Raw genomic sequence first — 24,389 nt, forward strand, 5'->3', positions numbered from 1 at the left:
GAAGGGGACGTGCATGGTGTGGTCGGTGGCGCTGGCCTGCGTGATCGCGGGTGATCCCGCCACGGTGTTCCGACCGGGGTTGACCCCCGATCCGGCCGCCGCGGCCGGGCTGGCGCACCGGCTCTACCCGGCGGCCAACCTCGTCGAGACCGGCGACACCATGCTCGACTTCGCCCTCTGGCCCTACCAGGACGAGCTGTTCGTCGGCGTGTACGAGGACGCCCTGCTCGTCTGCGACCGGCGGCTGTTCTGCCTCGACGACGACGCCCGCCGGGTCGCCGACACCATCGCCGCGGCCCTGCCCGAGGCGAACTGCGGGGTGCTGGTCCTGCACTCGGTGATCTCCGGTTGCTGGTGGCGCTGGTACGAACGCGGCGAACTGCTGCGCGACGTCTTCGTCACCGTCGAGGACGGCGTGGTCGTCGACCAGGGCGCGCGGCTGGCGGCCGAGGAGCCGTACTGGAAGTCGGTCGACGCCGACGGGCTGGACGTCCCCCTGCCGTTCGACCCCGAGGAGTTCGGGCTGGAACTGGCCCGCACGCACCTGTTCGGCCGCGGCCTCGCCGATCGCGGCGACGACGGTTTCCTGCCCCTGGAACTCCCGGTCCGAAGGTTCAAACTCGGCTGAGAGCAGCGCGGGGTGATGGGAAGACCGGTTCGACCGGTGGCGTTGAATTACATCGTCCGCATTCTTGGGAAGGGCCCTTTGTGACGGCTTTGCCGACGATCGGTGTGCTCGCGCTCCAGGGCGACGTGCGCGAGCATGCGCGCGCGCTGGAGGCCGGCGGGGCGCGCACCCTGGCCGTGCGCCGGCCGGAGGAACTGGAGCGTGTCCACGGGCTGGTGATCCCGGGTGGGGAGTCGACCACCATGTGGCGGCTGGCCCGGACGTTCGACATGCTCGAACCGTTGCGCAAGCACCTGGGGGCGGGGCTGCCCGCCTACGGGTCCTGCGCCGGGATGATCCTGCTCGCCGACCGGATCATCGACGGCGCGCAGGGGCAGGAGACCGTCGGCGGCATCGACATGGTCGTGCGCCGTAACGCGTTCGGGCGTCAGGTCGACTCCTTCGAGTCCGACATTTCCCTGCCGGAGCTGGGTGATCCGCCGTACCATGCCGTTTTCATCCGCGCACCGTGGGTGGAGTCCGTCGGGGCCGGGGTCCGGGTGCTCGGGCGCGCCGAAGGGGGCGGCGGCGCCGGTAGGATCGTCGCGGTCCGTCAGGGGCGCCTGATGGCGACGGCCTTTCATCCCGAGTTGACGGGCGATTTCCGGGTGCACCGGTACTTCGTCGATCTGGTGCGTCGGGCGATGGAGGAGGATTAACGAATGTCCGGCCATTCCAAGTGGGCGACGACGAAGCACAAGAAGGCGGCTCTCGACGCCAAGCGGGGCAAACTCTTCGCCAAGCTGATCAAGAACATCGAGGTGGCCGCGCGGACCGGCGGCGGCGACCCCGACGGAAACCCCACGCTGTACGACGCCATCCAGAAGGCGCGCAAGAACTCCGTGCCGCTCGACAACATCGAGCGCGCCCGCAAGCGCGGTGCGGGCGAGGAGGCCGGCGGCGCCGACTGGCAGAACATCACCTACGAGGGTTACGCCCCCGGCGGGGTGGCCGTGCTGATCGAGTGCCTCACCGACAACCGCAACCGGGCCGCCTCCGAGGTCCGCACCGCGATGACCCGCAACGGCGGCAACATGGCCGACCCGGGCTCGGTGTCGTACCTGTTCAACCGTAAGGGCGTCGTGATCGTCCCCAAGGACGGGGCCAGCGAGGACGACGTGATGCTCGCGGTGCTGGACGCCGGCGCCGAGGAGGTCAACGACCTCGGCGAGTCCTTCGAGGTGATCTGCGAGGCGGGCGACATGGTGGCGGTCCGCAGCGCACTCCAGGAGGCCGACATCGACTACGAGTCGGCCGACGCCAACTGGCTGCCCAGCGTCACGGTCCCGCTCGACGAGGACAACGCCAAGAAGGTGTTCCGGCTGATCGAGGCGCTGGAGGACTCCGACGACGTGCAGGACGTCTTCGCCAACTTCGACGTCGACGACGAGGTCCTGGCCAAGCTGGGCTGACGGGTACGGTCGGACGGTGAAGATCCGACCACTGCACCAGGGTGACCTCGACGCGGCCGCCGACAACGATTTCCGGGCGTTCTCCTGGCCGTCCGCCGCCGACCGGGAGGAGTGGGGGCATCGGGCCGCCCGCTCCGTGCGCGACGGCCTGTACCTCGGCGGTTTCGACGGCGACCGGCTGGTCGCGTCCGCCCGGATCCTCGACCTCGCCCAGTGGTGGCATGGGCGCGCGGTCCCCATGGCGGGCATCGCCGGGGTGAGCGTCGCCCCCGAGGACCGCGGCCGGGGCGCCGGGCGCCGGATCATGGCCGCCGTGCTGGAACGGTGCGGCGCGCTGGGCAGCCCGCTGTCGGTGCTGTTCCCGGCCACCACCCCGCTCTACCGGGAGTTCGGCTGGGAGCACGCCGGTGCCCAGCACGTCATCGGCCTGGCCGCGGAGGGGCTGCGCACCCTGGCCGCCGAGCCGGTGCCGGTCCGGCGGCCGGGCCCGCAGGACGCCGCCGAGGTGGCCGCCGTCCTGCGGCGGGTGCACGCTGCGGCCGCCGACTGCGGCCCGCTCGACTGGGGCGAGGACGAGTGGCGGCTCCGGCTCGACGAGCCCGGCGGCCGGTTCCGCTACCTGGCCGACGACGGTTTCCTGTCCTATCGCTGGATCCGGGACGGCGCGGCCCTGGAGGTCGACAAGCTGGTGGCGGGCTCGGAGCGGACGCTGCGCGCGCTGTGGGCGATCGTCGGCTCCGGCTCGTCGATCGCCCGCACCGTCGAGGTCCGCGCCGCCCCGCACGACCCGGTCCTCTGGCTGGTCCGCGAACGCCCCGACGACGAGGTGCGGCGGCACCCCTGGATGCTGCGCGTGGTGGACGCCCCCGCGGCCGTCGCCGCCCGCGGCTTTCCCGCCGGGGTGGACGTCTCCGCCCCACTGGTGATCGAGGACCCGCTGTGCCCCGGGAACACCGGCTCCTGGCGGCTGACGGTCTCCGGCGGCGCGGGCGGGCTGGAACCCGCCGGTGCGGCCGCGGAGCGGGCGGTCCGGCTCGGCCCCCGCGGGCTGGCCGCGCTGTACGCCGGCGCCCCGGTGGGGGTCCTGCGCCGGTCGGGCCTGCTGGGCGGCGGCGACCCGGGCACCGACGCCGCACTCGGCGCGGCCTTCGGCGGTGTCCCCTTCACGCTCGACGCCTTCTGAGCCGGGCCGGCGCCTCCTCGCCCGGTACGGCGGGATGTTCCGGTAGCGTGGGGCCGAACACATGATCGAAAGGGGTGGGGCGTGCGGGTGCTCGGCATCGACCCCGGGCTCACCCGGTGCGGGGTCGGAGTGGTCGACGGCGCGCCCGGCGCGCCCCTCACCCTGGTGCGGGTCGGCGTGGTCCGGACCAGCCCGGACGACGACCTCGCGGCCCGGCTGCTCGGTATCGAACAGGGCATCGAGGAACTGATGGACGAGGTGCGCCCCGACGCCGTCGCGGTCGAGCGGGTCTTCGCCCAGCACAACGTGAGCACCGTGATGGGCACCGCACAGGCCGGGGCCGTCGCCATCGTGGCCGCCGCCCGGCGCGGGCTGCCGGTCGCCCTGCACACCCCCAGCGAGGCGAAGGCCGCGGTCACCGGCAGCGGCCGGGCCGACAAGGCCCAGGTCACCGCGATGGTGACCCGCCTGCTGCGGCTGGACGCCCCGCCCCGCCCGGCCGACGCGGCCGACGCGCTCGCGCTGGCGATCTGCCATCTGTGGCGCGGCGGCGCGCAGTCCCGGATCGAGGCCGCCCGGCTGGCCGCCCGCAGCCGGATGAAGGGGAGCAGCGGAAGGTGATCGCTTTCGTCAGCGGCCGGGTGGCCGCGACCGGGCCGGATGCCGCCGTCGTCGACATCGGCGGCGTCGGGCTGTCCGTGCAGTGCACTCCGGCGACCCTGGCCGGGCTGCGGGTGGGCGAGGAAGCCCGGGTGGCGACGTCGCTGGTGGTCCGCGAGGACTCGCTGACCCTCTTCGGCTTCGCCGACGACGACGAGCGCACCGTCTTCGAACTGCTCCAGACGGCCAGCGGGGTGGGCCCCCGGCTGGCCCTGGCCATGCTCGCCGTGCACTCCCCGGACGCGCTGCGGCACGCGGTGGCCACCGAGGACCTGACCGCGCTGATCAGGGTGCCGGGCATCGGCAAGAAGGGCGCGCAGCGCATCGTGCTCGAACTCAAGGACCGGCTGGGCGCGCCGTCCGGGGCCCCCGCCGACGTGCCCCGTCCCGCCGCGGCCGTGGCCTGGCGCGACCAGGTCCAGGCCGGGCTGGTCAACCTCGGCTGGTCGGCCCGCGACGCCGAGGGCGCGGTGGACGCGGTCGCCGCCGACCTCGCCGCCGGACCCGACGGCGAGGCCCCGCCGGTCGCCGTCCTGCTCAAGGCCGCCCTCAAGAAGCTGAGCCGCCCGTGACCCACGACCCCGAGGATCGGATCGTCTCGCCGGTCGTGGCCGGGGACGAGCAGGCGGTCGAGGCCGCCCTGCGCCCCAAGCGGCTGGCGGAGTTCGTCGGCCAGGAGCGTGTCCGCGAGCAGCTCTCCCTGGTGCTGCAGAGCGCGCTGCGGCGGAACCGGCCGCCCGACCACATCCTGCTCAGCGGGCCGCCCGGCCTCGGGAAGACCACCCTGTCGATGATCATCGCGGCCGAGCTGGGGAAGCCACTGCGGATCACGTCCGGGCCGGCCATCGAGCGGGCGGGAGACCTGGCGGCGGTGCTGTCCACCCTCTCGGAGGGCGAGGTGCTGTTCCTCGACGAGATCCACCGGATGGCCCGGCCCGCCGAAGAGATGCTCTACATGGCGATGGAGGACTTCCGGGTCGACGTCGTCGTCGGCAAGGGCCCCGGCGCGACCGCGATCCCGCTGGACATCGCCCCGTTCACGCTGGTCGGAGCCACCACCCGGGCGGGCATGCTGCCCGGCCCGCTGCGCGACCGGTTCGGCTTCGTCGCGCACATGGACTTCTACGAGCCGGCCGAACTCGAAGTGATCATCGACCGGTCGGCGGGCCTGCTGGACGTGCGGATCGACGCCGAGGCCGCCACCGAGGTGGCGGGCAGGTCGCGCGGCACGCCCCGGATCGCCAACCGGCTGCTGCGCCGGGTCCGCGACTACGCGGAGGTCCGCGCCGACGGCCGGGTCACCCCGGAACTGGCCCGGGCGGCGCTGGAACTGTATGAGGTGGACGAGCGCGGCCTCGACCGACTCGACCGCGCCGTCCTCGGCTCGCTGCTGCGGAAGTTCGGCGGCGGGCCGGTCGGGCTGTCCACGCTGGCGGTCTCGGTGGGGGAGGAGCCCGAAACCGTCGAGGTCGTCGCCGAGCCGTTCCTGGTCAGGCAGGGGTTGCTGGCCCGGACGCCGCGCGGCCGGATCGCCACCCCCGCGGCCTGGACCCACCTGGGCCTCACCCCGCCAACACCATCGCCGGCGGCGGGTACCCTTTTCGATGTTGACGAATGAATCCGGGTGAACTCCGGATCGGGCGGCGCCGGGAACTTTCCATCTCGCCGGATCGTCGCGCCTTTGCCGGAGTCACACGTACTCTCTACACTTCGGGACTTGGTCGCCGCCCTTCGTCGGCGGTTCCCCGGTGTCGCCGTGCCGGCGACGGATCGGGTCCTCGATATCGGAAGGAATGCCCCGTCTCATGGGCACTGACATGAACGTTCTCGCGGAGCAGGCTCAGGGCGGCAACCCGATCGTCAGCCTGATGCCGCTGATCCTCATCGCCGTGGCCTTCTACTTCTTCCTGATCAGGCCGCAGAGCAAGCGCCGGCGCGAGCAGATGGAACTGCAGAACTCGGTCGAGCCCGGCAGCCGCGTCCTGACCACCAACGGCATGTACGCCACGGTCGCCGAGGTGGACGACGACGGCGTCACCCTGGAGATCGCCCCCGGGGTGGAGGCCCGCTTCGTCAAGCAGGCCATCATGCAGGTCATCAAGGACGACGTCGAGGACGATGACGACGCCGACGACGACGAGACCGAGCTGGCGGAGACCGACGCGGCCGACGAGACCGCCAAGGCCGACGCGGCCGACGAGGTTGACGAGGTCGATCTCGCGAAATCCGGCGACAAGGCTGTGAAGAAGCCCTGACGACCGGGCGACGACGGCAAAGTTAGGCGATCCAGTTGGCCTCCTCCCCAAGCAACGTGCCCAATCCCGGCCGCACCCTCCTGGTGCTGTTCGCGATCATGGCCGGGTTGACGAGCCTGATGTTCCTGCAAGGGCACCCCACGCCCAAGCTGGGGCTCGACCTGGCGGGCGGCACCACCGTCACGCTCACCGCGGTGACCGAGGCGGGCAAGAGCCCGCCGGAAGCCCAGATGAACCAGGCCCTGGAGATCATGCGGGACCGGGTGAACGGCCTCGGCGTCTCGGACGCCGAGGTGAGCAAGCAGGGCAGCAACGTCATCGTGGTGAACGTGCCCGGCGAGGGGCAGGACCGGGTCGTCCAGCTCATCGGGACGACGGCGCAGTTGCAGTTCCGGCAGGTCTACGCGATCTCCGACGCCGTGCCGGACGCGCCGGCGAGCACCGCGCCGTCCGGCACGGCCAAGCCGACGCCCAAACCGACCCCGTCGGTGAGCCCGTCCGGCACGGCCACGCCGCGGGGCCGGGCGGTGCCGCCCGCGCTGGCGGAGCCCACCCCGGCCCCGTCCGGGTCGGCCCCGGCGCAGCCGTCGGCGCCCGCCTCGCCACCGGTGATCCAGCCGCAGCAGCCGGCCGAGACCTTCGAGGGCATCACCGACAAGGCCGTCATCGCCCAGTACCAGCAGCTCACCTGCGCGAAGGGCAAGCGGGTTCCCGGCGCCGACGACCCGAGGAAGCAGTGGGTCGCCGTCTGCTCCCAGGAGGGCGACGCCAAGTACATCCTCGGCCCCGTCCAGGTGGAGGGCCGGCAGGTCTCCGACGCCAACGCGGTGCCGCCGAACGCGCAGCAGGGGCAGAACAGCTGGCAGGTGTCGCTGCAGTTCAGGTCGCAGGGCGGCCGGCAGTTCGCCGACGTCACCACCAAGGCGTACCAGGCCTACCAGATGAACCCCGGCTCGCCGCAGCAGTACGTCGCCATCGTGCTCGACGGGCAGGTGATCTCGGCGCCGAGCATCACCAACGGGGCGATCACCGGCGGTCAGGCCAGCATCTACGGGCCGCCCGAGAGCTTCAACCAGCAGTACGCCGCCGACCTGGCCAACGTGCTGAAGTACGGGGCGTTGCCGCTGAAGTTCACCCCCAGCTCGATCGACGAGGTGTCCTCGACGCTGGGCGACGACCAGCTGCGCGGCGGTCTGATCGCCGGCGCGATCGGGCTGGGCCTGGTCGTCATCTATTCGATGATCTACTACCGGGGGCTCGGGCTCGTCTCGGTGTTCAGCCTGCTGGTCGCCGCGGGCCTGACCTATCTGTCGGTCGTCGTCCTCGGCGAGAACATCGGGTTCCGGCTGTCGCTGCCGCACATCATCGGCCTGATCGTCTCGATCGGTATCACCGCGGACTCCTTCATCGTCTACTTCGAGCGATTGCGTGACGAACTGCGCGCGGGCCGCCCGTTGAGACCCTCGGTGGAGGTGGCCTGGCGCCGGGCGCGCCGGACGATCCTGGTGGCCGACGCCGTCACGTTCATCGCCGCCCTGGTGCTGTTCTTCCTGGCGGTCGGCGGGGTGGCCGGCTTCGCCTTCGCGATGGGGCTCACCACCCTGATCGACGTGGTGGTGGTCTTCATGTTCACCAAGCCGCTGGTCGCGCTGCTGGCGCGGACCCGGTTCTTCGGCAGGGGCCACAAGTGGTCCGGGCTCGATGTCGACCGGCTGCGCCAGACCGGCACCGCCACCCGCTCGATGCGCCAGGAGGCCTGATGTCCGGGTTCCGTCTCGCCATTGCCCGGATCTACCGCGGTGAGATCAGCGCCGACATCGTCGGCCGGCCCCGGCTGTGGTACTCGCTTTCGGCCGTGCTGCTGGTCATCTCGATCGCCGGGCTGATCATCAAGGGCCTCAACTTCGGCGTGGAGTTCACCGGCGGCTCCGTCTTCAGCATGAAGGCGCCGAACGCCTCGATCACCCAGGTGCGCTCCGCCGTCCAGGAGGGCGGGGCCCACCAGGCGATCGTGCAGGAGGCCGGCGACCGCTGGCGGGTCACCACCGAGAGCCTGGACACCACCGAGGTCGCCGAGGTCAAGAAGTCCATCAACGAGCGGCTGGGCGTGCCCGCCGGGCAGGTCGACACCCAGGTCGTCGGCGGCTCGTGGGGTGGTGAGATCTCCAAGAAGGCCTGGCAGGCGCTGGGTGTCTTCATGCTGCTCATCGTCATCTACCTGTCGGTGGCCTTTGAGGGGCGGATGGCGGTCGCGGCGGTGGTGGCGCTCGTCCACGACCTGATCATCACGGCCGGGATCTACGCGTGGTCCGGGTTCGAGGTGACACCCGCGACCCTGCTGGGCTTCCTGACGATCCTCGGCTACTCGCTGTACGACGCCGTCGTGGTGTTCGACATGATCAAGGAGGTGACGAAACCGCTCGGCCCGCAGTCCAAGATCACCTACAGTCAGGCCGCCAACAACGCGCTGAACAGCACGCTGGTGCGGTCGCTGAACACCTCCCTGGTGGCGATCCTGCCGGTGGCCTCCATCCTGTTCATCGGCACCACGCTGTTCGGGGCGGGCACCCTCAAGGACCTGTCGCTGTCGCTGTTCGTCGGGATCATGGTCGGCACCTACTCCTCCATCTGCGTCGCCACCCCGCTGCTGGTCCAGCTCAAGGAACGCGAGCCCAGGTACCGGGAGATCCGCGAGCGGATCGAGGCCCGCCAGGCCAGCCCCAAACGGCAGGCCAAGGCCGCCAAGCTGGTCACGTCCGGTCCGGGTGGTGACGATTCCGATGCCGCGGACGAGGAGCCCGCACCGGCCGTCACCCCGGATCCCAAGACCTCCGCGCCGCGCCCGGCGCGCAAGCTCGTCCAGCAGGGCCCCCGGGTCCAGCCCCAGCGCGGTAGCCGCCGCAGCCGGGGCAAGAAGTGAGAGGCCGGCGGTGATGGACCTGCAGAAGCTGATCCTGGAGCGGGTCCGGGACGTCCGCGACTACCCCCAGGAGGGGATCCTTTTCAAGGACATCACCCCGCTGCTCGCCGACCACGTGGCGTTCGCCGGGGTCGTCGACGCGATCGTCGCCCACCACGGGAGGGGCACGATCGACAAGGTCGTGGGGATCGAGGCGCGGGGGTTCATCCTCGCCGCTCCGGTGGCCTACCACTTCGGCGCCGGGTTCGTGCCGGTGCGGAAAAGGGGAAAGCTGCCCTCGAACACCCACGAGGAGACCTATGATCTGGAGTACGGCACCGCGACGATCGAGATGCACACGGACGCCTTCCTCCCGGGGGAGCGGGTCCTGATCGTCGATGACGTGCTCGCGACCGGCGGCACCGCCGGGGCGGCCATCGAGCTCGTCCGGCGCGGCGGGGGAACGGTCGCGGGCCTGTCGGTGTTGCTGGAACTGTCGTTCCTGCCCGGCCGGCAGCGACTCGACGGCTCCGGTGTCGACGTTCACTCCCTGGTGACGGTCTAGCGCCGAACGGGCCCCGATACACTTGTGGTCAGGAGGGGCTGGTGACGGCAGTGTCCCCGACGCGGGGGCGGCCGTGAGATCCGCGAACAACGCGGTATGAGGAGGCTGAGTGCCCGGTGAGGTGTCCTCGACGAACGCGGTGACTCCGGCCGCGCAACCGCCGGACGCGCCGCCCGGCAACGCCCCGGCGGCGAACAAGCCCGACGGGGCGGCGGCGGAGCCCGACGGAGTCGTCGACGCGCCCGCCCTCCCCACGGCGACGACCTCGGCCCAGTCCACAATCCCACCGTCGGCGGCCCGGGTGCGGCGCAAGCTCGCCCGGCTGGGAGCCCAACGCGGTCCCACTATGAACCCCGTACTCGAACCCCTGATCAAGACGGTCCGCAACACGCACCCCAAGGCCGACCTGCGGATGATCGAGCGCGCCTACGACGTGGCCGCGCACTACCACCGCGAGCAGAAGCGCAAGAGCGGCGACCCGTACATCACCCACCCGCTGGCGGTGGCCACCATCCTGGCCGAGCTCGGCATGAACACCGAGACCCTGTGCGCGGCCCTGCTGCACGACACCGTCGAGGACACCCCCTACACGATCGACGAGCTGCGGCAGGACTTCGGCAGCGAGATCGCCGCGCTGGTCGACGGGGTGACCAAGCTCGACAAGGTGAAGTACGGCGAGGCCGCCGAGGCCGAGACCGTCCGCAAGATGGTCGTCGCCATGGCCCGCGACATCCGGGTCCTGGTGATCAAGCTCGCCGACCGGCTGCACAACATGCGCACGCTGCGCTACCTGCCCCGGCACAAGCAGGAGCGGAAGGCCCGCGAGACGCTGGAGATCTTCGCTCCGCTGGCGCACCGGCTCGGCATGAACACGCTCAAGTGGGAGCTGGAGGACCTCGCGTTCGCCACCATGTTCCCCAAGCGGTTCGACGAGATCGCCCGGCTGGTCTCGGAGCGGGCGCCGCGCCGCGACGTGTACCTCCAGGAAGTGATCGAGAACGTCTCGGCCGACCTGCGCGAGGCGCGGATCAAGGCGACGGTGACCGGCCGCCCCAAGCACTACTACTCGATCTACCAGAAGATGATCGCCCGCGACGTCGGGTTCGACGACATCTACGACCTGGTGGGCATCCGGGTCCTCGTCGACTCCGTCCGCGACTGCTATGCGGCCCTCGGCTCGATCCACGCGCGATGGAACCCGGTTCCCGGCCGGTTCAAGGACTACATCGCGATGCCCAAGTTCAACATGTACCAGTCGCTGCACACCACGGTGATCGGCCCGGAGGGCAAGCCGGTCGAGCTGCAGATCCGCACCTGGGGCATGCACCGGCGGGCCGAGTACGGCGTCGCCGCGCACTGGAAGTACAAAGAGGAGACGGTCGCCGGCCGCAAGGCCGCCGACATGCAGTGGCTGCGGCAACTGCTCGACTGGCAGAAGGAGACCGCCGACCCGGCCGAGTTCCTGGAGTCGCTGCGCTTCGACCTGTCGGTCTCGGAGGTGTTCGTCTTCACCCCCAAGGGCGACGTGATGGCGCTGCCGCAGGGGGCCACCCCGGTCGACTTCGCCTACGCCATCCACACCGAGGTCGGGCACCGGTGCATCGGCGCCCGGGTGAACGGCAGGCTGGTCCCGCTGGAGTCGGTCCTCGACAACGGCGACAGCGTCGAGATCTTCACCTCCAAGTCGCCCGACGCCGGGCCCAGCCGCGACTGGCTCGGCTTCGTCAAGAGCGCCCGCGCCCGCAACAAGATCAAGCACTGGTTCTCCAAGGAACGCCGCGACACCGCGATCGAGTCGGGCAAGGACTCCATCGCCCGGGCGATGCGCAAGCAGAACATGCCGCTGCAGCGGATGATGTCCGGCGAGGCGCTGCTCGCGCTGGCCCGCGACATGCGCTACACCGACGTCTCCTCCCTGTACGCCGCGGTGGGGGAGGGGCACATCTCCGCGCAGACCGTGGTGCAGCGCCTGGTCCAGGCGCTGGGCGGGGTGGAGAGCGCCGAGGAGGACCTGGCCGAGATCGCCCTGCCCACCCGGCGGCGCGGGCGGAACCGGCCCGGCGACCCCGGTGTGGTGGTGGCCGGCGACCCGGACGTCTGGGTCCGGCTGTCCCGCTGCTGCACTCCGGTGCCCGGCGACGAGATCGTGGGTTTCGTCACCCGGGGCAGCGGGGTGTCGGTGCACCGGGCCGACTGCTCCAACGTGGCGAGCCTGAAGAACGAGCCCGGCCGGCTGATCGACGTGAAGTGGTCGCCCGGCGAGGACTCGGTGTTCCTGGTCGCGATCCAGGTGGAGGCGCTCGACCGGCCCCGGTTGCTCTCCGACGTCACCCGGGTGCTGTCGGACCAGCACGTCAACATCCTGTCGGCCTCGGTGACGACCACCCGCGACCGGGTGGCGGTCAGCCGCTTCACCTTCGAGATGGGCGACCCCAAGCATCTGGGCCATGTGCTCAAGGCGGTGCGCTCCATCGACGGGGTCTACGACGTCTACCGGGTCACCAGCGGAGCCGCCGCCCGATAGCAGCCACACACCTCAAGCTGCAGGTTTATGCGTTTCGCACAACTTCCGGCGTCCCACAGACCCTAGGCTGTCCCCTCATGCGCTCCGAACAACCTCCCGCGCCGCGGGCGCCGGCCGACGACCTTCCCGCTCCGGAACGCGAGGTCACGGCGGAACCACGGCCCGAGCCCGCCCCGGCCAAGGACGGGCACCGGCCGGCCCTGCTGGGCCGAGGGCTGCGCAATCCCGCGCTGGTCGCGCTGCTGACCTGGGCGCTGCTCGGGCCCTGGGCCGCCGCGCTGCCCCGGGTGCTGAACATCGACCCGTTCACCCAGCGGGGCGCCACCCTGCCGCTGGCACTGGGCGGTGCCGCCGCGGCCCTGCTGGCCTGCATCGCGCTGCGCCGCGCCGGCCCGACGCTCATCGGGATCTGTGCCGGGGTCTTCGCCGCCTACCTGGTGCTGGTGCTGCGCACCGCGCTGGTCGGCACGCCGTTCCCCTACGAGGGCGTCGACGGCGACTCCGGCCGGGTGTCGGCGGCGGTCGTGCGCTACTCGGTGAGCTGGGCGACCAGCGACGCCATCGTGGCGGGGGTGCCGGCGGAGTACCCGCCGCTCTTCCCCTACGTGGTCGGCAAGATCGCCATGCTGCTGGACACGCCGGCCTGGCAGTTGCTGGCCCCGGCGGAGATCATCATGATCTCGGGGTCGGTGATCGCCGGTTTCGCCCTCTGGATCCGGCTGACGGCCCCGCCCGCCGCCCTGGCGATCAGCGCGCTGCTGCTGCCGGCGTTCGGCAACCCGGCCAAGTGCTACGAGGTGGTCGCACTGGCGGTGTTCGTGCCGCTGGCGCTGCTCACGCTGGCCCGGCCACCGGGCGGGCGGCTGCACTGGCTGCCCGCCGGCCTGCTCACCGGCGTACTGTGCCTGACCTACTACGCCTATGTCGTCTTCGCCGCGGTGGGGCTGGTGGTGCTGGGCTGGTGGGTGTGGCGGAGCGAGCCGGACCGCCGGGCCTACCTGCTCCACCTGGCCCGGGTGACCGCCGTGGTGGCGGTGGTGACGGCCTGGTACACGATCCCGTACCTGATCGCCATGGCTCAGGGCGGCCAGCAGGTGGGCGACATGTACCAGGCCACCGAGATCTCCCAGGACCCGTTCCCGTTCCTGGACCTGTCCCCGTTCGGCCTGGTCCAGCTCGCGGGGGTGATCGCGCTGCTGTGGTACGGCCGCACCACCTGGTGGGCGAACCCGCTGCTGCTCATCGTGGCCGGAGCGTACGCCTACCGGGTGATCGGCATGATCCGCTGGGTGGCCACCGCGCACACCGGGTTGTTCTACTACACGCTGCCGCTGATCAGCGCCTGCCTCATCGCGGCGGCCGTGCTCGGCGCCTGGGAGGCCGTCCCGGCACTGCTGCGGTGGGCGCGCCGCAAGGACGTGTCGCTGTCGGCCGGGGCCGGCGTGGTGGCGCTGACGGTCCTCCTCGGCTACACCGGCTACAGCTACTGGTATGTGTGGATGCCCGCCAATCGCTGGCTCGCCACCGCGGACGGCGGGGCGGTGCCGGACTGGAACACCTCCAACCGGCTGGCGGCCTACGCGCACGTCCAGCGGCTGCCGGACGGGCGCCGCACCCTGCACGCCCAGTCGGCGTCCAAGGGGGGCGCCCGGTCCTACCTGCCGGTCGCCGACATCCAGGGGCTGGTGTACCAGGTCCGCCCCGGGGACGAGCGGCCCCGCACCCTGTCCTACAGCGAGCAGATCTTCGCGTTCCTGCCGTGGCGGGGGTTCATCGGCGTCGACCGGAACGCCTCCCTGGGCCCGGCCCGCTGGGTCGACCGCCACAACGCCCTGCTCAGGCTCGCCACCGTCCTGGATCCGGACGCCTTCGCCCGGGCGTCCGCGGACACCGGGTTCGGCCCGATCGACGTGTTCGTCCTCCGCCGGGACGGAGACTCCCTCACCTGGAAGGGGCTGCGGGTCCCGCAGACGGTGCGGTTCGGCCGCAGCCAGTTCGCCTCCGCGTCCTTCTACGTCCAGGACCTCCCCGACGGCACCACGGTGGCCATCCGCCGGCCCTGAGCGGCGTGGGGCCGTCCCCGCGGGAGACGGCCCCACCCGGTTTCAGCGGTCCTGTTCCTCGGGGGTGGCGTCCACCCCGGCCTCGGCGCGCTGCTGGGGGGTGATGCCGGTGGGGGCACCGGTCAGCGGGTCGTAGCCGGAGGCCGCCTTGGGGAAGGCGATGACGTCGCGGATCGAGTCGCCGCCGGCCAGCAGCATGCAGGTGCGGTCCCAGCCGAAGGCGATCCCGCCGTGCGGCGGCGGGCCGTACTTGAACGCCTCCAGCAGGAAGCCGAACTTCGACTCGGCCTCCTCCTTGGACATGCCCAGCACGTCGAAGACCCGCTGCTGCATCTCGGCCCGGTGGATACGCAGCGAACCGCCACCGATCTCGTTGCCGTTGCAGACGATGTCGTAGGCGTCGGCCAGCGCCTCGCCCGGGTGCTCGTGGAAGGAGTCGGCCCATTCGGGCTTGGGCGCGGTGAACGGGTGGTGGACCGGGGTCCAGCCGCCGTCCCCGTCCGGCTCGAAGACCGGGGCGTCGACGATCCAGACGAACGCCCACGCCGACTCGTCGATCAGGCCGCACCGGCGGCCGATCTCCAGCCGGGCCGCGCCCAGCAGGTCGCGCGAGTCCCGGGCCTCGCCCGCGGCGAAGAACACCGCGTCGCCCGGAGCGGCCCCGACGGCCTCGGCCAGCCCGGCCCGCTCGTCCTCCGACAGGTTCTTGGCCACCGGGCCGCCGAGGGTGCCGTCGGCCTGGACCAGCACGTAGGCCAGGCCCCGGGCGCCGCGCGCCTTCGCCCAGTCCTGCCAGGCGTCGAGCTCCTTGCGGGTCTGCGTGGCGCCGCCCGGCATCACGACCGCCCCCACGTACGGGGCCTGGAACACCCGGAACGGCGTCTGCGCGAAGTACCCGGTCATCTCGACCAGTTCGGCGCCGAACCGCAGATCGGGCTTGTCGGAGCCGTACCGGCGCATCGCCTCCGCGTAGGTCATCCGCGGGATCGGCCGGGGGACCTCGTAACCGGCCACGTCCCGCCACAGCCGTGCCACCAGGTCCTCGGCGACGTTCAGGACGTCGTCCTGCTCCACGAAGGACATCTCGATGTCGATCTGGGTGAACTCCGGCTGCCGGTCGGCGCGGAAGTCCTCGTCCCGGTAGCAGCGCGCGATCTGGTAGTACCGCTCCAGCCCGCTCACCATCAGCAGCTGCTTGAACAGCTGGGGCGACTGCGGCAGCGCGTACCAGTGGCCGGGCTTGAGCCGCACCGGCACCAGGAAGTCGCGCGCCCCCTCGGGCGTCGAGCGGGTCAGCGTGGGCGTCTCGACGTTGACGAAGCCGTGCTCCTGCATGACGTCGTGCACCAGGTAGGACGCCTGGGAGCGCAGGCGCATCGCCCGGGCCACCGCCTCGCGGCGGATGTCGAGGTAGCGGTACTTGAGCCGGATCTCCTCGTTGACGTTGACGTCGGCCTCGATCGGGAACGGCAGCGGCGCCGCCTCCGAGAGGACGTCGATCTCGGTGGCGACCACCTCGACGTCGCCGGTGGGCAACTCGGGGTTCTCGTTCCCGGCGGGCCGCACCCGGACCTGGCCGGTGATCTTGACGCAGTACTCGGCCCGCAGGTCGTGCGCGGTGTCCTCCTCCCGGAAGACCACCTGGACGAGACCGGAGGCGTCGCGCAGGTCGATGAACGTGACCCCGCCGTGGTCGCGCCGGCGCGCCACCCAGCCGGCCAGGGTGACCTCCTGGTCGGCGTGCTCCCTCCGCAAGACTCCGGCGTCATGCGTACGGATCATCGTGAGAGCCTTTCCTTCAGCGTGGTGGTGAGGTCGGTGAGCGGTACGGCGACCTGGTCGCCGCTGGCCAGGTCCTTCAGCTGGACGGACCCGGCCGCGAGATCTCGCTCGCCGACGATCACCGCGTAGGCGGCGCCCGAACGGTCGGCGTCCTTCATCGCGCCCTTGAGCCGCTTGCCCCCGAAGGAGGCGTCCGCGGCGATCCCGGCCCCGCGCAGCTCGTCGATCGCGGCGAACAGGACGCGCTCGGCCGTCTCGCCGAGCGCCACCCCGAAGACCTGGCAGGCCGGCGGCGCCGTGAACGGGGTTCCCTCGGCCTCCAGCGCGAGGATCGTGCGGTCGAGGCCGAGCCCGAACCCGATGCCGGGCAGGGGCGGGCCGCCGATGTCCTCGGACAGCCCGTCGTAGCGCCCGCCGCCGCCGATGCCGGACTGGGCGCCGAGCAGCGGGTGGTCGAACTCGTAGGTGGTGCGGGTGTAGTAGTCGAGCCCGCGGACCAGCCGGGGCTCGTCCTCCCACGCGATGCCGAGCGCCGCCAGCAGCTCGCGGACCCGGTCATGGTGGGCCTTGCATCCCGCGCACAGGTGGTCGGCCATCAGCGGCGCGTCCGTGAGCTGGGCCTGGACCTGCGGGCGCTTGTCGTCGAGCACCCGCAGCGGGTTCAGGTCGATCCGCGCCCGGGTGGCCTCGTCGAGGTCGAGGCTGCGCAGGAACTCCTGCAACCGGGCCCGGTAGGCGGGACGGCACTCCTTGCAGCCGAGCGAGTTCAGCAGCAGGCGCACCTGGCGCAGCCCGAGGTCGCGGTACCAGTTCCAGGCGATCGCGATCGTCTCGGCGTCGAGCCGCGGGTCCTCGCCACCGATCGCCTCCAGGTCGAGCTGGTAGAACTGCCGGTAGCGCCCCTGCTGGGGGCGTTCGGCGCGGAACGCCGGCCCGGTCGTCCAGACCTTGACCGGCAGCCCGCGCCCGGGCAGGCCGTGCTCCAGCACCGCCCGCAGCACCCCCGCGGTGAACTCGGGGCGCAGGGTGAGGGAGCGGCCGCCGCGGTCCTCGAAGGTGTACATCTCCTTGCTGACCACGTCGGTGGACTCGCCGACCCCCCGCCGGAAGAGCTGGGTGTCCTCGAAGACCGCCAGTTCCAGGTAGCCGTATCCGGCCAGCCGTGCCCGCTCGGCGAAGGCCTGGCGGATGGCGTAGAGGAGGTCCGCGCGCGGCGGGACGTACTCGCTGATCCCCTTGGGGGCCCGGAAACCGGAGCTCATAGCCCCCTCGCCCTCGGCCCCTGGGGAGGCGCGAGCTCGGCGAGGAACGGGTTGGTGGCGCGCTCCTGGCCGATGGTGGTCTGCCCGCCGTGCCCGGGCAGCACCGCGGTCTCGTCCGGCAGCGGCAGGCACACCCGGGCGAGGCTGTCGAGGATCGCCTGGTAGTCGCCGCCGGGCAGGTCGGTGCGGCCGATGGAGCCGGCGAACAGCAGGTCGCCGGTGAAGAGCACGTCGGGGATGCTCTCGGTGGCGGGGGTGCGGAACGTCACCGAGCCGGGGGTGTGCCCCGGCGCGTGGTCGACGGTCAGTTGCAGCCCGGCCAGCTCCAGCACGGCCCCGTCGGACAGCTCGCGCACGTCGTCGGGCTCGGCGAAGGTCAGCCCGCCGAAGAGCTGCTGTCCCGGCTGCAGCGAGAGCCCCTTGGCCGGGTCGGTCAGCAGGTCGCGGTCGTCGGGGTGGATGTAGGCGGGGACGTCCTTGGCGCCGCAGACCGGGGCCACCGACCAGATGTGGTCGATGTGGCCATGGGTGGCGATCACCGCGACCGGCTTGAGCCGGTGCTCGCGCAGGATCTCGTCGATCCCGGCGGCGGCGTCCTGCCCCGGATCGATGATCACGCATTCTTCTCCGGCGGCGGGCGCCACGACATAGCAGTTCGCGGCGAACGACCCGGCTGGGAACCCGGCGACGAGCACGGTCGTCCTTCCTTCGAGCGGTGTGCGGGCGGCGGCGGCGCGATCCGCGCGGCCGGGCCGCCTCCTGGCAGGCCCATGCCCGGTTCGAGCGTACCGGCGCGCGTCAGGCGATCGCGAACGAGATGGCCGGGCGCCGTGTCGTTTTCATGGGCCCATGGCCCTGGTACGGCAGTGGCCCGCTACCGCTACGATGCGCACCACGTTCACCTGATCACAGCGGAAGGCAGAGAGCCCGTGGCGGGGAAGGACCGCAAGAAGCAGCTCGCGCGACAGCGTTACGAGCGCCAGCAACAGCGTCGGCAGGCCCAGGAGGCCCGGGCCCGCAGGATGAAGATCATCGGCGCTGGGGTGGCCGTGGTCGCGGTCGCCGGCGGCGGTGCCGCGATCGTCGCGGTGACGGGTGGCGGCGACGAGCAGAAGGTCGCGGCCGACCAGCCGACGCCCACCCCCCGGCCCACGGCCAAGCCCGGAGAATGCCTCTACCTGCCCGACGGCTCGGGGACGAAGAAGGTCGAGAATCCGCCGGTCAAGCCCGCCTACAAGGGCAAGGTCAAGGTTACCGTCGAGACGAACCTGGGCGACATCTCCATGGAGCTCGACGGCAAGAAGGCGCCCTGCACGGTGAACTCGTTCACCCACCTCGCCAAGAAGAACTTCTTCGACAAGACGAACTGCCACCGGCTCACCACCGAGGGCATCAAGGTGCTGCAGTGCGGCGACCCGTCCGGCTCCGGCTCCGGGGGTCCTCCCTACCGCTTCCCCAACGAGGGCACCGGCGACCCCCAGAAGATGAAGAAGTACGGCAAGGCGACGGTCGCGATGGCGCACAGCCAGCAGCCCGACAGCAACAGCAGCCAGTTCTTCATGGTGTACGGCGACTCCCAGTTGCCGGACGATTACACCATTTTCGGGAAGATCCTGTCGGGTACGGACATTCTTGAGCAGGTGGCCGGGGCCGGCTCCGAGCCCAAGGGCGACGGTGCGCCGAAGAAGAAGGTCACGATCCAGGACGTCACCGTCGCCCGGAAATAGGGTGACGGGACACTAAGGTGTGGAATGTCCGGCAGATCGGCCCTGGGGCCGTCACCGTCGGGCGACTGACACGGAAGGGGTCGAGGAGGCCTGCGATGACCGCTGATCCCTGGGGCCGGGTCGACGAGGACGGCACGGTCTACGTGAAGACGGCCGACGGCGAGCGGGTCGTCGGCTCATGGCAGGCCGGTGCTCCTGACGAGGCCCTCGCCTACTTCAGGCGCAAGTACGACGCCCTGGTGACCGAGATCGACCTGCTGGAGCAGCGGGTCCGCACCACGGACCTGCCGCCCGCCCAGGCACAGCAGGGCATCGCGCGGCTGCGCGAGGCGGTCGGCGAAGCCCATGCGGTGGGCGACCTCGACACCCTCGCCCGGCGGCTCGACGCGCTGGCCGAGCTGGTCGGCAAGCGCCGCGAGGAGCTGAAGGTCGCGCGCGAGCACGCCCGGCACGAGGCCCGCGACGTCAAGGAGCGGATCGTCGCCGAGGCCGAACGCATCGCGGCCGAGGAGACGCACTGGAAGAACGGCGGCGAGCGGCTACGGCAGCTGGTGGAGGAGTGGAAGGTCGCCGAGCGGATCGACCGGCCGACCGAGACCGCCCTGTGGAAGCGGCTGTCGGCCGCCCGCAACGCCTTCACCAAGCGCCGCAAGGCCTACTTCGCCACGCTGGAGGACCAGCGCGAGGAGGCCCGGGGCGCCAAGGAGCGGCTGGTGACCGAGGCCGAGGCGCTGGCCGACTCCACCGACTGGGGCGAGACCGCCTCGATCTACCGGGACCTGATGCGGCGGTGGAAGGCCGCCGGGCGCGCCGGCCGGGACGCCGAGGAGGAGCTGTGGACCCGGTTCAAGGGCGCCCAGGACGCGTTCTTCGCCGCCCGGTCCGCCGCGTTCGCCGAGCGTGACGCGGAGCTGCAGGTGAACGCCGAGGCCAAGGAGAAGATCCTGGTCGAGGCCGAGCGGCTGCTGCCGGTCCGCGACGTCCGGCAGGCCCGCCAGGCGCTGCGGGCGATCCAGGAGCGCTGGGAGGCCGCCGGCATGGTGCCGCGGGACTCCCGCGAACGGCTGGAGGGCCGGCTCCGCAAGATCGAGGAGTCCGTCCGCTCCGCGGAGGAGTCCGAGTGGCGGCGCACCAACCCCGAGGCCCGTGCCCGGGCCGAGGCCACGGTGGCGCAGCTGCGCACCTCCATCGAGCAGCTGGAGAAGCGGCTGGACAAGGCCCGCACGGCCGGCCGGGACAAGGACGCCCGGGACGCCGAGGAGGCCCTGGCCGCCCGGCGCGCCTGGCTGGAGGAGGCCGAACGCACCCTGGCCGAGTTCTCCTAGGGTTCTCCCGGGGCTCCTAGCCTCCGGGGCGGTCGGCGTTCCGCTCGGCCCGCATGCGCGTCATCAGGTCGATCTCGGACTGCTGCCCCTCGACCATGGACCGGGCCAGCCGCAGCACCTCCGGCCGGCCGGTCCGGGACAGCACGGCCCGCGCCATCGACACCCCGCCCCGATGGTGGGTGATCATCAGGTCGAGGAACAGCGTTTCGGCCGCCCGCCCCTGGGCGTGCTCCAGCTCGTCCAGCTGTTCCCTGGTGGCCATGCCCGGCATGGTCCCGCCCGGAGCGCCGTGCCCGCCGTGCCCGCCCATCCAGCGCATCGGCCCGGCCGGGTCGGCGTGCGGCGCCCGCCACCCGTCCAGCCAGGCCGACATCATGCCGATCTGGGACTGCTGCGTGGTGATGATGTCGTAGGCGAGCGTCCGGATCTTCTCGTCATCGGAGCGGTCACGCACAGCGAAGGCCATGCGCACCGCCTGCGCGTGGTGGGCGCTCATGTCCCGGGCGAAGCCGGCCTCGGGCCCGTCCGGGGCCGGCCGGTCGCCGTTGAAGAGCCGGGGGACCGTGAACGCGCCGGCCGCCACCAGGACCAGCGCCAGCAGGGCGGCGACGGCCCACCGGCCCGGCCGGGCCGGGCCGGTGGGCGCGGAAGCGGATTCCGCTTCGGTCACGGGGTGGCCTTGCCGCCCGTGCACGCCGCGCCGGGCTCGGGCGTCTGCGGGCCCTTCACGAAGGCACGCAGGAAGTCGGAGACCCGCTGGTCGCCGGCGTCCTGGAGCTTGAGCTGCTTGCCCCAGGCGGTGAGCGTGACCGGGGAGTCCTGGTTGGGCACCGGGCTCAGCATCGTGTAGTCGGTCTTCTCCACGGTGTCCCGCAACTGGTCGAGCTGGCCGGCCGGCAGCCCGGGACGGTAAGTGATCCACACCGCGCCGTGCTCCAGCGAGTGCACGGCGTTCTCGTTGCGCAGCGCCTGGTCGTAGACCCGGCCGTCGCAGTTCTGCCACTGCGAGTCGTGGTCGCCGCCCATCGGCGGGTTGGTCGGATAGGACACCGCGGCGGGGGTGTGGTTACGGCTCAGGTTCTCGGTCTCGACCAGCCCGTCGATGCCGGCGGTGTCGACGGGGCGGGCCTGCCAGGCCGCGTAACCGATCGCGGCCACCGCGATCAGGCCGATGCAGGTGAAGAAGATGATGCCGCCCCAGGGCGGGGTCTTCCTGGTGAGTTCGTTGCGCTTGGGCTTGGGCCGGCGCTGGGCGGTCTTCTTGGACATGGGTTTCCTTTCAGGGGTGCGACGGGGGATCGGCGGCCGGGGCCGACCTATAGCCGCAGCACCTGAAGGGAGGCCAGCGACGGCGCGGGCGCGGGCCGGGAGACCGGGGGGTTCGGCGACCGGCTGGTCCTGCGCGGTGCCGTCCTCACCCGCCGGGACCTCCCGGCCAGCCCCAGGGCCACCAGGACGAGCAGGACGGCCAGGTACACGCAGGGGTTCAGGGAACCGGGCTCCGGCGGGTGCCCGGCGGCGGACGCCACCCCCAGCACGCCCACCGCACCGGTGATATGGGCGGTGCAGGACCGGATCGACTGCGGGTGCCCGAGCCCGTAGGTGAAGGCCAGCCCCGCCACGGCGCCGAGGACGACGAACAGACCCGCCACCCCGTGGGGCGGGCGCCGTGCACTGCCGCGCCTCGTCACGCCGGAATCCCCCTCCGCATCGGGCGACCGGTAGTACCAACGTCGGCACAGAATAGGACGTTTCAGCTCCGGCCGGACACCGGGCGGGCCGTCACCGCCCAGGGATACTGTCGAACAGTGGAATCCGAGCAGCCCGACGCCCTCTTCGACGCCCCCAGTCCCCCCGCCCCGCCGGCCGCGCCCCACGGCGCCCGTCCCGCGGCCGGGCGCGCACCGGAGCCGCTGGCCGTGCGGATGCGCCCGCGCGGGCTGGACGAGGTCGTCGGGCAGGGGCACCTGCTCGGTCCCGGCACCCCCATCCGGCAGCTTGTCGACCGCGACGTGCCGATGTCGCTGGTGCTGTGGGGGCCGCCGGGCACCGGGAAGACCACGCTGGCGTACGTCGTCAGCGGGGCCACCAGCCGCCGGTTCGTGGAGATCTCGGCGGTCAGCGACGGGGTCAAGCAGGTCCGCGCCGCGATCGAACTGGCCCGTCGCGAGCTCGGGACGGCCGGGCGGCAGACCGTCCTGTTCATCGACGAGGTGCACCGGTTCAACAAGGCGCAGCAGGACGCCCTGCTGCCGGCGGTGGAGAACCGCTGGGTCTCGTTCATAGGGGCGACCACGGAGAACCCGTTCTTCTCGGTGATCAGCCCGCTGCTGTCGCGGTCGCTGCTGCTGACCCTGGAACCGCTGGGCGAGGACGACCTGCGCGAGGTGATCCGCCGGGCGCTGGCCGACGAACGCGGGCTGGCCGGCGCCGTCACGCTGGAGACCGCGGCCGAAGACCACCTGGTCCGGCTGGCCGGCGGCGACGGCCGGCGGGCCCTCACCTACCTGGAGGCCGCCGCCCTGGTCGCCGGCGAGGGCGGCGTCATCGACCCGGCGGCGCTGGAACGCGCGGTCGACCGGGCCGCGGTCCGCTACGACCGGGAGGGCGACCAGCACTACGACGTCATCAGCGCCTTCATCAAGAGCATCCGGGGCAGCGACGCCGACGCCGCCCTGCACTACCTGGCCCGCATGCTGGAGGCGGGGGAGGACGCCCGGTTCATCGCCCGCCGGCTGATCGTGCACGCCAGCGAGGACGTCGGCATGGCCGACCCGACCGCCCTGCAGACGGCGATCGCGGCGGCCCACGCCGTGGAGTTCGTCGGGCTGCCCGAGGCCCGGATCAACCTCGCCCAGGCAGTGATCCACCTGTCCCTGGCGCCCAAGTCCAACGCGGTGGTCACGGCCGTCGACGCGGCCATCGGCGACGTCCGCAAGGGGCTGGCCGGGCCGGTCCCGGCGCACCTGCGCGACGCCCACTACACGGGGGCGGCGCGGGTCGGCCACGGGCAGGGCTACAAGTACGCCCACGACCACCCCGGCGGGGTGGTCGCACAACGGTACGCCCCCGACACCGTGCACGGCCGCGAGTACTACCGGCCGACCCGGCACGGGGCCGAGGCCCGGTTCTCCGACGTCCTCGACCGGATCCGCACCGTCCTGCGCGGCGGTCGCTGACCGGGCGGGCCCGTCCACCGCCGCGGACCGGCTACCCTGCTGACACGCCGGGACGGGCCGAAACCCTGCACGGTCCGGACAAGCGATCACGGTAGGGTCGTCCCGACCGGTGCCCCGCACGGGGACGGTCCGGGCCACCGGCCCGTACCAGAGAGCGACACGAACGGAACCCCGATGCTTACGGCTGGAGAGCTGGCAGGCCTCATCGTGGCCCTGTTCTGGGCGATCCTGGTTTCCTTCCTGGCCTTCGCCCTGCTGCGGCTGGCCCGGCTGATCGGCGAGACCACCGAGCTGGTCGCCGATCTCGGCGAGCAGGCCGGGCCGCTGCTCGACGACATGACCCAGGCCGTGGCCCGGGCCAACGAGCAACTGGGCCGCACCGACGTGATCACCCAGCAGGCGGCCTCGGTCACCCAGAACGTCTCGGCCGTCACCACGGTGATGACCTCGGTGGTCGGCGGCCCGCTGGTCAAGGCCGCGGCCTTCTCCTACGGGGTCCGCAAGGCCCTGGGCGACCGGCGGCCCGCGCCGCCCGCCCGCCCCGAGCTGCCGGCCCGCGCCCGCCGGGGGCGGCGATGACCGAACGCGCGACCGGACGGGGAACGCCGTGAAGAGACTGTTCTGGCTGTCGCTGGGCGCGGGCGCCGGGGTCTGGGCGACGCACCGGGTCAACCGGTTCGTGCGCAGCTGGTCCCCCGAGGGTGTGGCGGCCCGGGCGGTGGGCGCGGGCGAACGGGCCCGGGCGTTCGCCGAGGACGTGCGGGACGAGATGCGCGCCCGCGAGGCGGAGCTGCGGGAGGCCGTGCAGATCGACCGGGCCCCGCCCGACCGCCCCCGCGTCCTGAAGGCCCGTTACACGATCATCGACGACAAGGATGGCCACTGA

General features: G+C 72.1%; 24 protein-coding genes. 18 read left to right on the forward strand and 6 right to left on the reverse strand.

Going from position 1 to position 24,389, the window contains the following annotated elements; all coding sequences use genetic code 11:
• Positions 1-13 precede the first annotated feature (13 nt).
• The 13 genes from DPM19_RS03410 to DPM19_RS03470 all read left to right on the forward strand — a co-directional run bounded on the left by DPM19_RS03410 (position 14) and on the right by DPM19_RS03470 (position 14,228).
• Entirely contained in the window at positions 14-628 is a 615-nt protein-coding gene (locus tag DPM19_RS03410; protein WP_111863260.1) for a DUF6928 family protein, read from the forward strand.
• Positions 629-708: 80 nt separating this feature from the next.
• The gene (gene pdxT / locus DPM19_RS03415; protein ID WP_111863261.1) at positions 709-1,326 is read left to right on the forward strand and encodes a pyridoxal 5'-phosphate synthase glutaminase subunit PdxT; all 618 of its coding nucleotides are present in this window, start codon (positions 709-711) and stop codon (positions 1,324-1,326) included.
• Positions 1,327-1,329: 3 nt separating this feature from the next.
• Entirely contained in the window at positions 1,330-2,079 is a 750-nt protein-coding gene (locus DPM19_RS03420; RefSeq protein ID WP_111863262.1) for a YebC/PmpR family DNA-binding transcriptional regulator, read from the forward strand.
• A gap of 16 nt (positions 2,080-2,095) precedes the next feature.
• Positions 2,096-3,262, forward strand: coding sequence for a GNAT family N-acetyltransferase (locus tag DPM19_RS03425; protein ID WP_111863263.1), 1,167 nt, complete (start codon positions 2,096-2,098; stop codon positions 3,260-3,262).
• An 81-nt stretch (positions 3,263-3,343) separates the two neighbouring features.
• The gene (gene ruvC, locus DPM19_RS03430; protein ID WP_111863264.1) at positions 3,344-3,883 is read left to right on the forward strand and encodes a crossover junction endodeoxyribonuclease RuvC; all 540 of its coding nucleotides are present in this window, start codon (positions 3,344-3,346) and stop codon (positions 3,881-3,883) included.
• Entirely contained in the window at positions 3,880-4,494 is a 615-nt protein-coding gene (ruvA, locus tag DPM19_RS03435; RefSeq protein ID WP_111863265.1) for a Holliday junction branch migration protein RuvA, read from the forward strand. The genes ruvC and ruvA overlap by 4 nt, the downstream gene beginning before the upstream one ends.
• Positions 4,491-5,540, forward strand: coding sequence for a Holliday junction branch migration DNA helicase RuvB (ruvB, locus tag DPM19_RS03440; protein ID WP_111863266.1), 1,050 nt, complete (start codon positions 4,491-4,493; stop codon positions 5,538-5,540). Before ruvA ends, ruvB begins: the two co-directional genes overlap by 4 nt.
• A 187-nt stretch (positions 5,541-5,727) precedes the next feature.
• Positions 5,728-6,177 (forward strand): preprotein translocase subunit YajC, encoded by a 450-nt coding sequence (gene yajC, locus DPM19_RS03445; protein ID WP_233509797.1) that lies wholly within the window; start codon positions 5,728-5,730, stop codon positions 6,175-6,177.
• A gap of 35 nt (positions 6,178-6,212) precedes the next feature.
• Positions 6,213-7,937, forward strand: a complete 1,725-nt coding sequence (gene secD / locus DPM19_RS03450) for a protein translocase subunit SecD (RefSeq protein WP_233509799.1) — start codon at positions 6,213-6,215, stop codon at positions 7,935-7,937.
• Positions 7,937-9,097, forward strand: coding sequence for a protein translocase subunit SecF (gene secF / locus DPM19_RS03455; RefSeq protein ID WP_111863267.1), 1,161 nt, complete (start codon positions 7,937-7,939; stop codon positions 9,095-9,097). Before secD ends, secF begins: the two co-directional genes overlap by 1 nt.
• 13 nt (positions 9,098-9,110) lie before the next feature.
• Positions 9,111-9,641 carry an adenine phosphoribosyltransferase gene (locus tag DPM19_RS03460; RefSeq protein ID WP_111863268.1) on the forward strand — a complete coding sequence of 177 codons (531 nt, stop codon included), beginning with the start codon at positions 9,111-9,113 and terminating at the stop codon, positions 9,639-9,641.
• A gap of 346 nt (positions 9,642-9,987) precedes the next feature.
• The gene (locus DPM19_RS03465; protein WP_199484835.1) at positions 9,988-12,165 is read left to right on the forward strand and encodes a RelA/SpoT family protein; all 2,178 of its coding nucleotides are present in this window, start codon (positions 9,988-9,990) and stop codon (positions 12,163-12,165) included.
• Positions 12,166-12,242: 77 nt separating this feature from the next.
• Positions 12,243-14,228 (forward strand): arabinofuranosyltransferase, encoded by a 1,986-nt coding sequence (locus tag DPM19_RS03470; RefSeq protein ID WP_111863270.1) that lies wholly within the window; start codon positions 12,243-12,245, stop codon positions 14,226-14,228.
• A gap of 42 nt (positions 14,229-14,270) precedes the next feature.
• Here DPM19_RS03470 and aspS read toward each other — a convergent pair whose 3' ends face one another.
• From aspS to DPM19_RS03485, 3 genes are read right to left on the reverse strand one after another with little or no spacing between them, the layout of a single operon-like run.
• Positions 14,271-16,010, reverse strand: a complete 1,740-nt coding sequence (gene aspS / locus DPM19_RS03475) for an aspartate--tRNA ligase (protein WP_111863271.1) — start codon at positions 16,008-16,010, stop codon at positions 14,271-14,273.
• The gene (gene hisS, locus DPM19_RS03480; RefSeq protein ID WP_111863272.1) at positions 16,007-17,272 is read right to left on the reverse strand and encodes a histidine--tRNA ligase; all 1,266 of its coding nucleotides are present in this window, start codon (positions 17,270-17,272) and stop codon (positions 16,007-16,009) included. The genes aspS and hisS overlap by 4 nt, the downstream gene beginning before the upstream one ends.
• Positions 17,269-17,967: an MBL fold metallo-hydrolase gene (locus DPM19_RS03485; protein ID WP_111863273.1), complete on the reverse strand. Its 699-nt coding sequence runs from the start codon at positions 17,965-17,967 to the stop codon at positions 17,269-17,271. The genes hisS and DPM19_RS03485 overlap by 4 nt, the downstream gene beginning before the upstream one ends.
• A 234-nt stretch (positions 17,968-18,201) precedes the next feature.
• Here DPM19_RS03485 and DPM19_RS03490 point away from each other — a divergent pair, with 234 nt between their 5' ends.
• A complete protein-coding gene (locus DPM19_RS03490; protein ID WP_111863274.1) occupies positions 18,202-18,999 on the forward strand; it encodes a peptidylprolyl isomerase in 798 nt (265 codons plus the stop codon).
• Between the two features lie 95 nt (positions 19,000-19,094).
• Positions 19,095-20,324, forward strand: coding sequence for a DUF349 domain-containing protein (locus DPM19_RS03495; protein WP_111863275.1), 1,230 nt, complete (start codon positions 19,095-19,097; stop codon positions 20,322-20,324).
• 16 nt (positions 20,325-20,340) lie between these two features.
• Here the strand turns inward: DPM19_RS03495 and DPM19_RS03500 are convergent, their stop codons facing one another.
• Genes DPM19_RS03500 through DPM19_RS03510 form a run of 3 tightly spaced genes read right to left on the reverse strand, consistent with a single transcriptional unit; the run spans position 20,341 to position 22,015 of the window.
• Positions 20,341-20,994 carry a DUF305 domain-containing protein gene (locus tag DPM19_RS03500; RefSeq protein ID WP_111863382.1) on the reverse strand — a complete coding sequence of 218 codons (654 nt, stop codon included), beginning with the start codon at positions 20,992-20,994 and terminating at the stop codon, positions 20,341-20,343.
• Positions 20,991-21,593 carry a DUF3105 domain-containing protein gene (locus tag DPM19_RS03505; protein WP_111863276.1) on the reverse strand — a complete coding sequence of 201 codons (603 nt, stop codon included), beginning with the start codon at positions 21,591-21,593 and terminating at the stop codon, positions 20,991-20,993. The genes DPM19_RS03500 and DPM19_RS03505 overlap by 4 nt, the downstream gene beginning before the upstream one ends.
• 47 nt (positions 21,594-21,640) lie before the next feature.
• A complete protein-coding gene (locus DPM19_RS03510) occupies positions 21,641-22,015 on the reverse strand; it encodes a hypothetical protein (protein WP_146778729.1) in 375 nt (124 codons plus the stop codon).
• 234 nt (positions 22,016-22,249) lie between these two features.
• Here DPM19_RS03510 and DPM19_RS03515 point away from each other — a divergent pair, with 234 nt between their 5' ends.
• The 3 genes from DPM19_RS03515 to DPM19_RS03525 all read left to right on the forward strand — a co-directional run bounded on the left by DPM19_RS03515 (position 22,250) and on the right by DPM19_RS03525 (position 24,389).
• Positions 22,250-23,503: a replication-associated recombination protein A gene (locus DPM19_RS03515; protein ID WP_111863383.1), complete on the forward strand. Its 1,254-nt coding sequence runs from the start codon at positions 22,250-22,252 to the stop codon at positions 23,501-23,503.
• A 174-nt stretch (positions 23,504-23,677) separates the two neighbouring features.
• On the forward strand, positions 23,678-24,082 hold the full coding sequence (locus tag DPM19_RS03520) for a DUF948 domain-containing protein (protein WP_111863278.1): 405 nt from the start codon (positions 23,678-23,680) through the stop codon (positions 24,080-24,082).
• 28 nt (positions 24,083-24,110) lie between these two features.
• Positions 24,111-24,389: a DUF6167 family protein gene (locus DPM19_RS03525; protein ID WP_111863279.1), complete on the forward strand. Its 279-nt coding sequence runs from the start codon at positions 24,111-24,113 to the stop codon at positions 24,387-24,389.

It is taken from the genome of Actinomadura craniellae (genome assembly GCF_003289645.1).
GTDB lineage: Bacteria > Actinomycetota > Actinomycetes > Streptosporangiales > Streptosporangiaceae > Actinomadura_D > Actinomadura_D craniellae.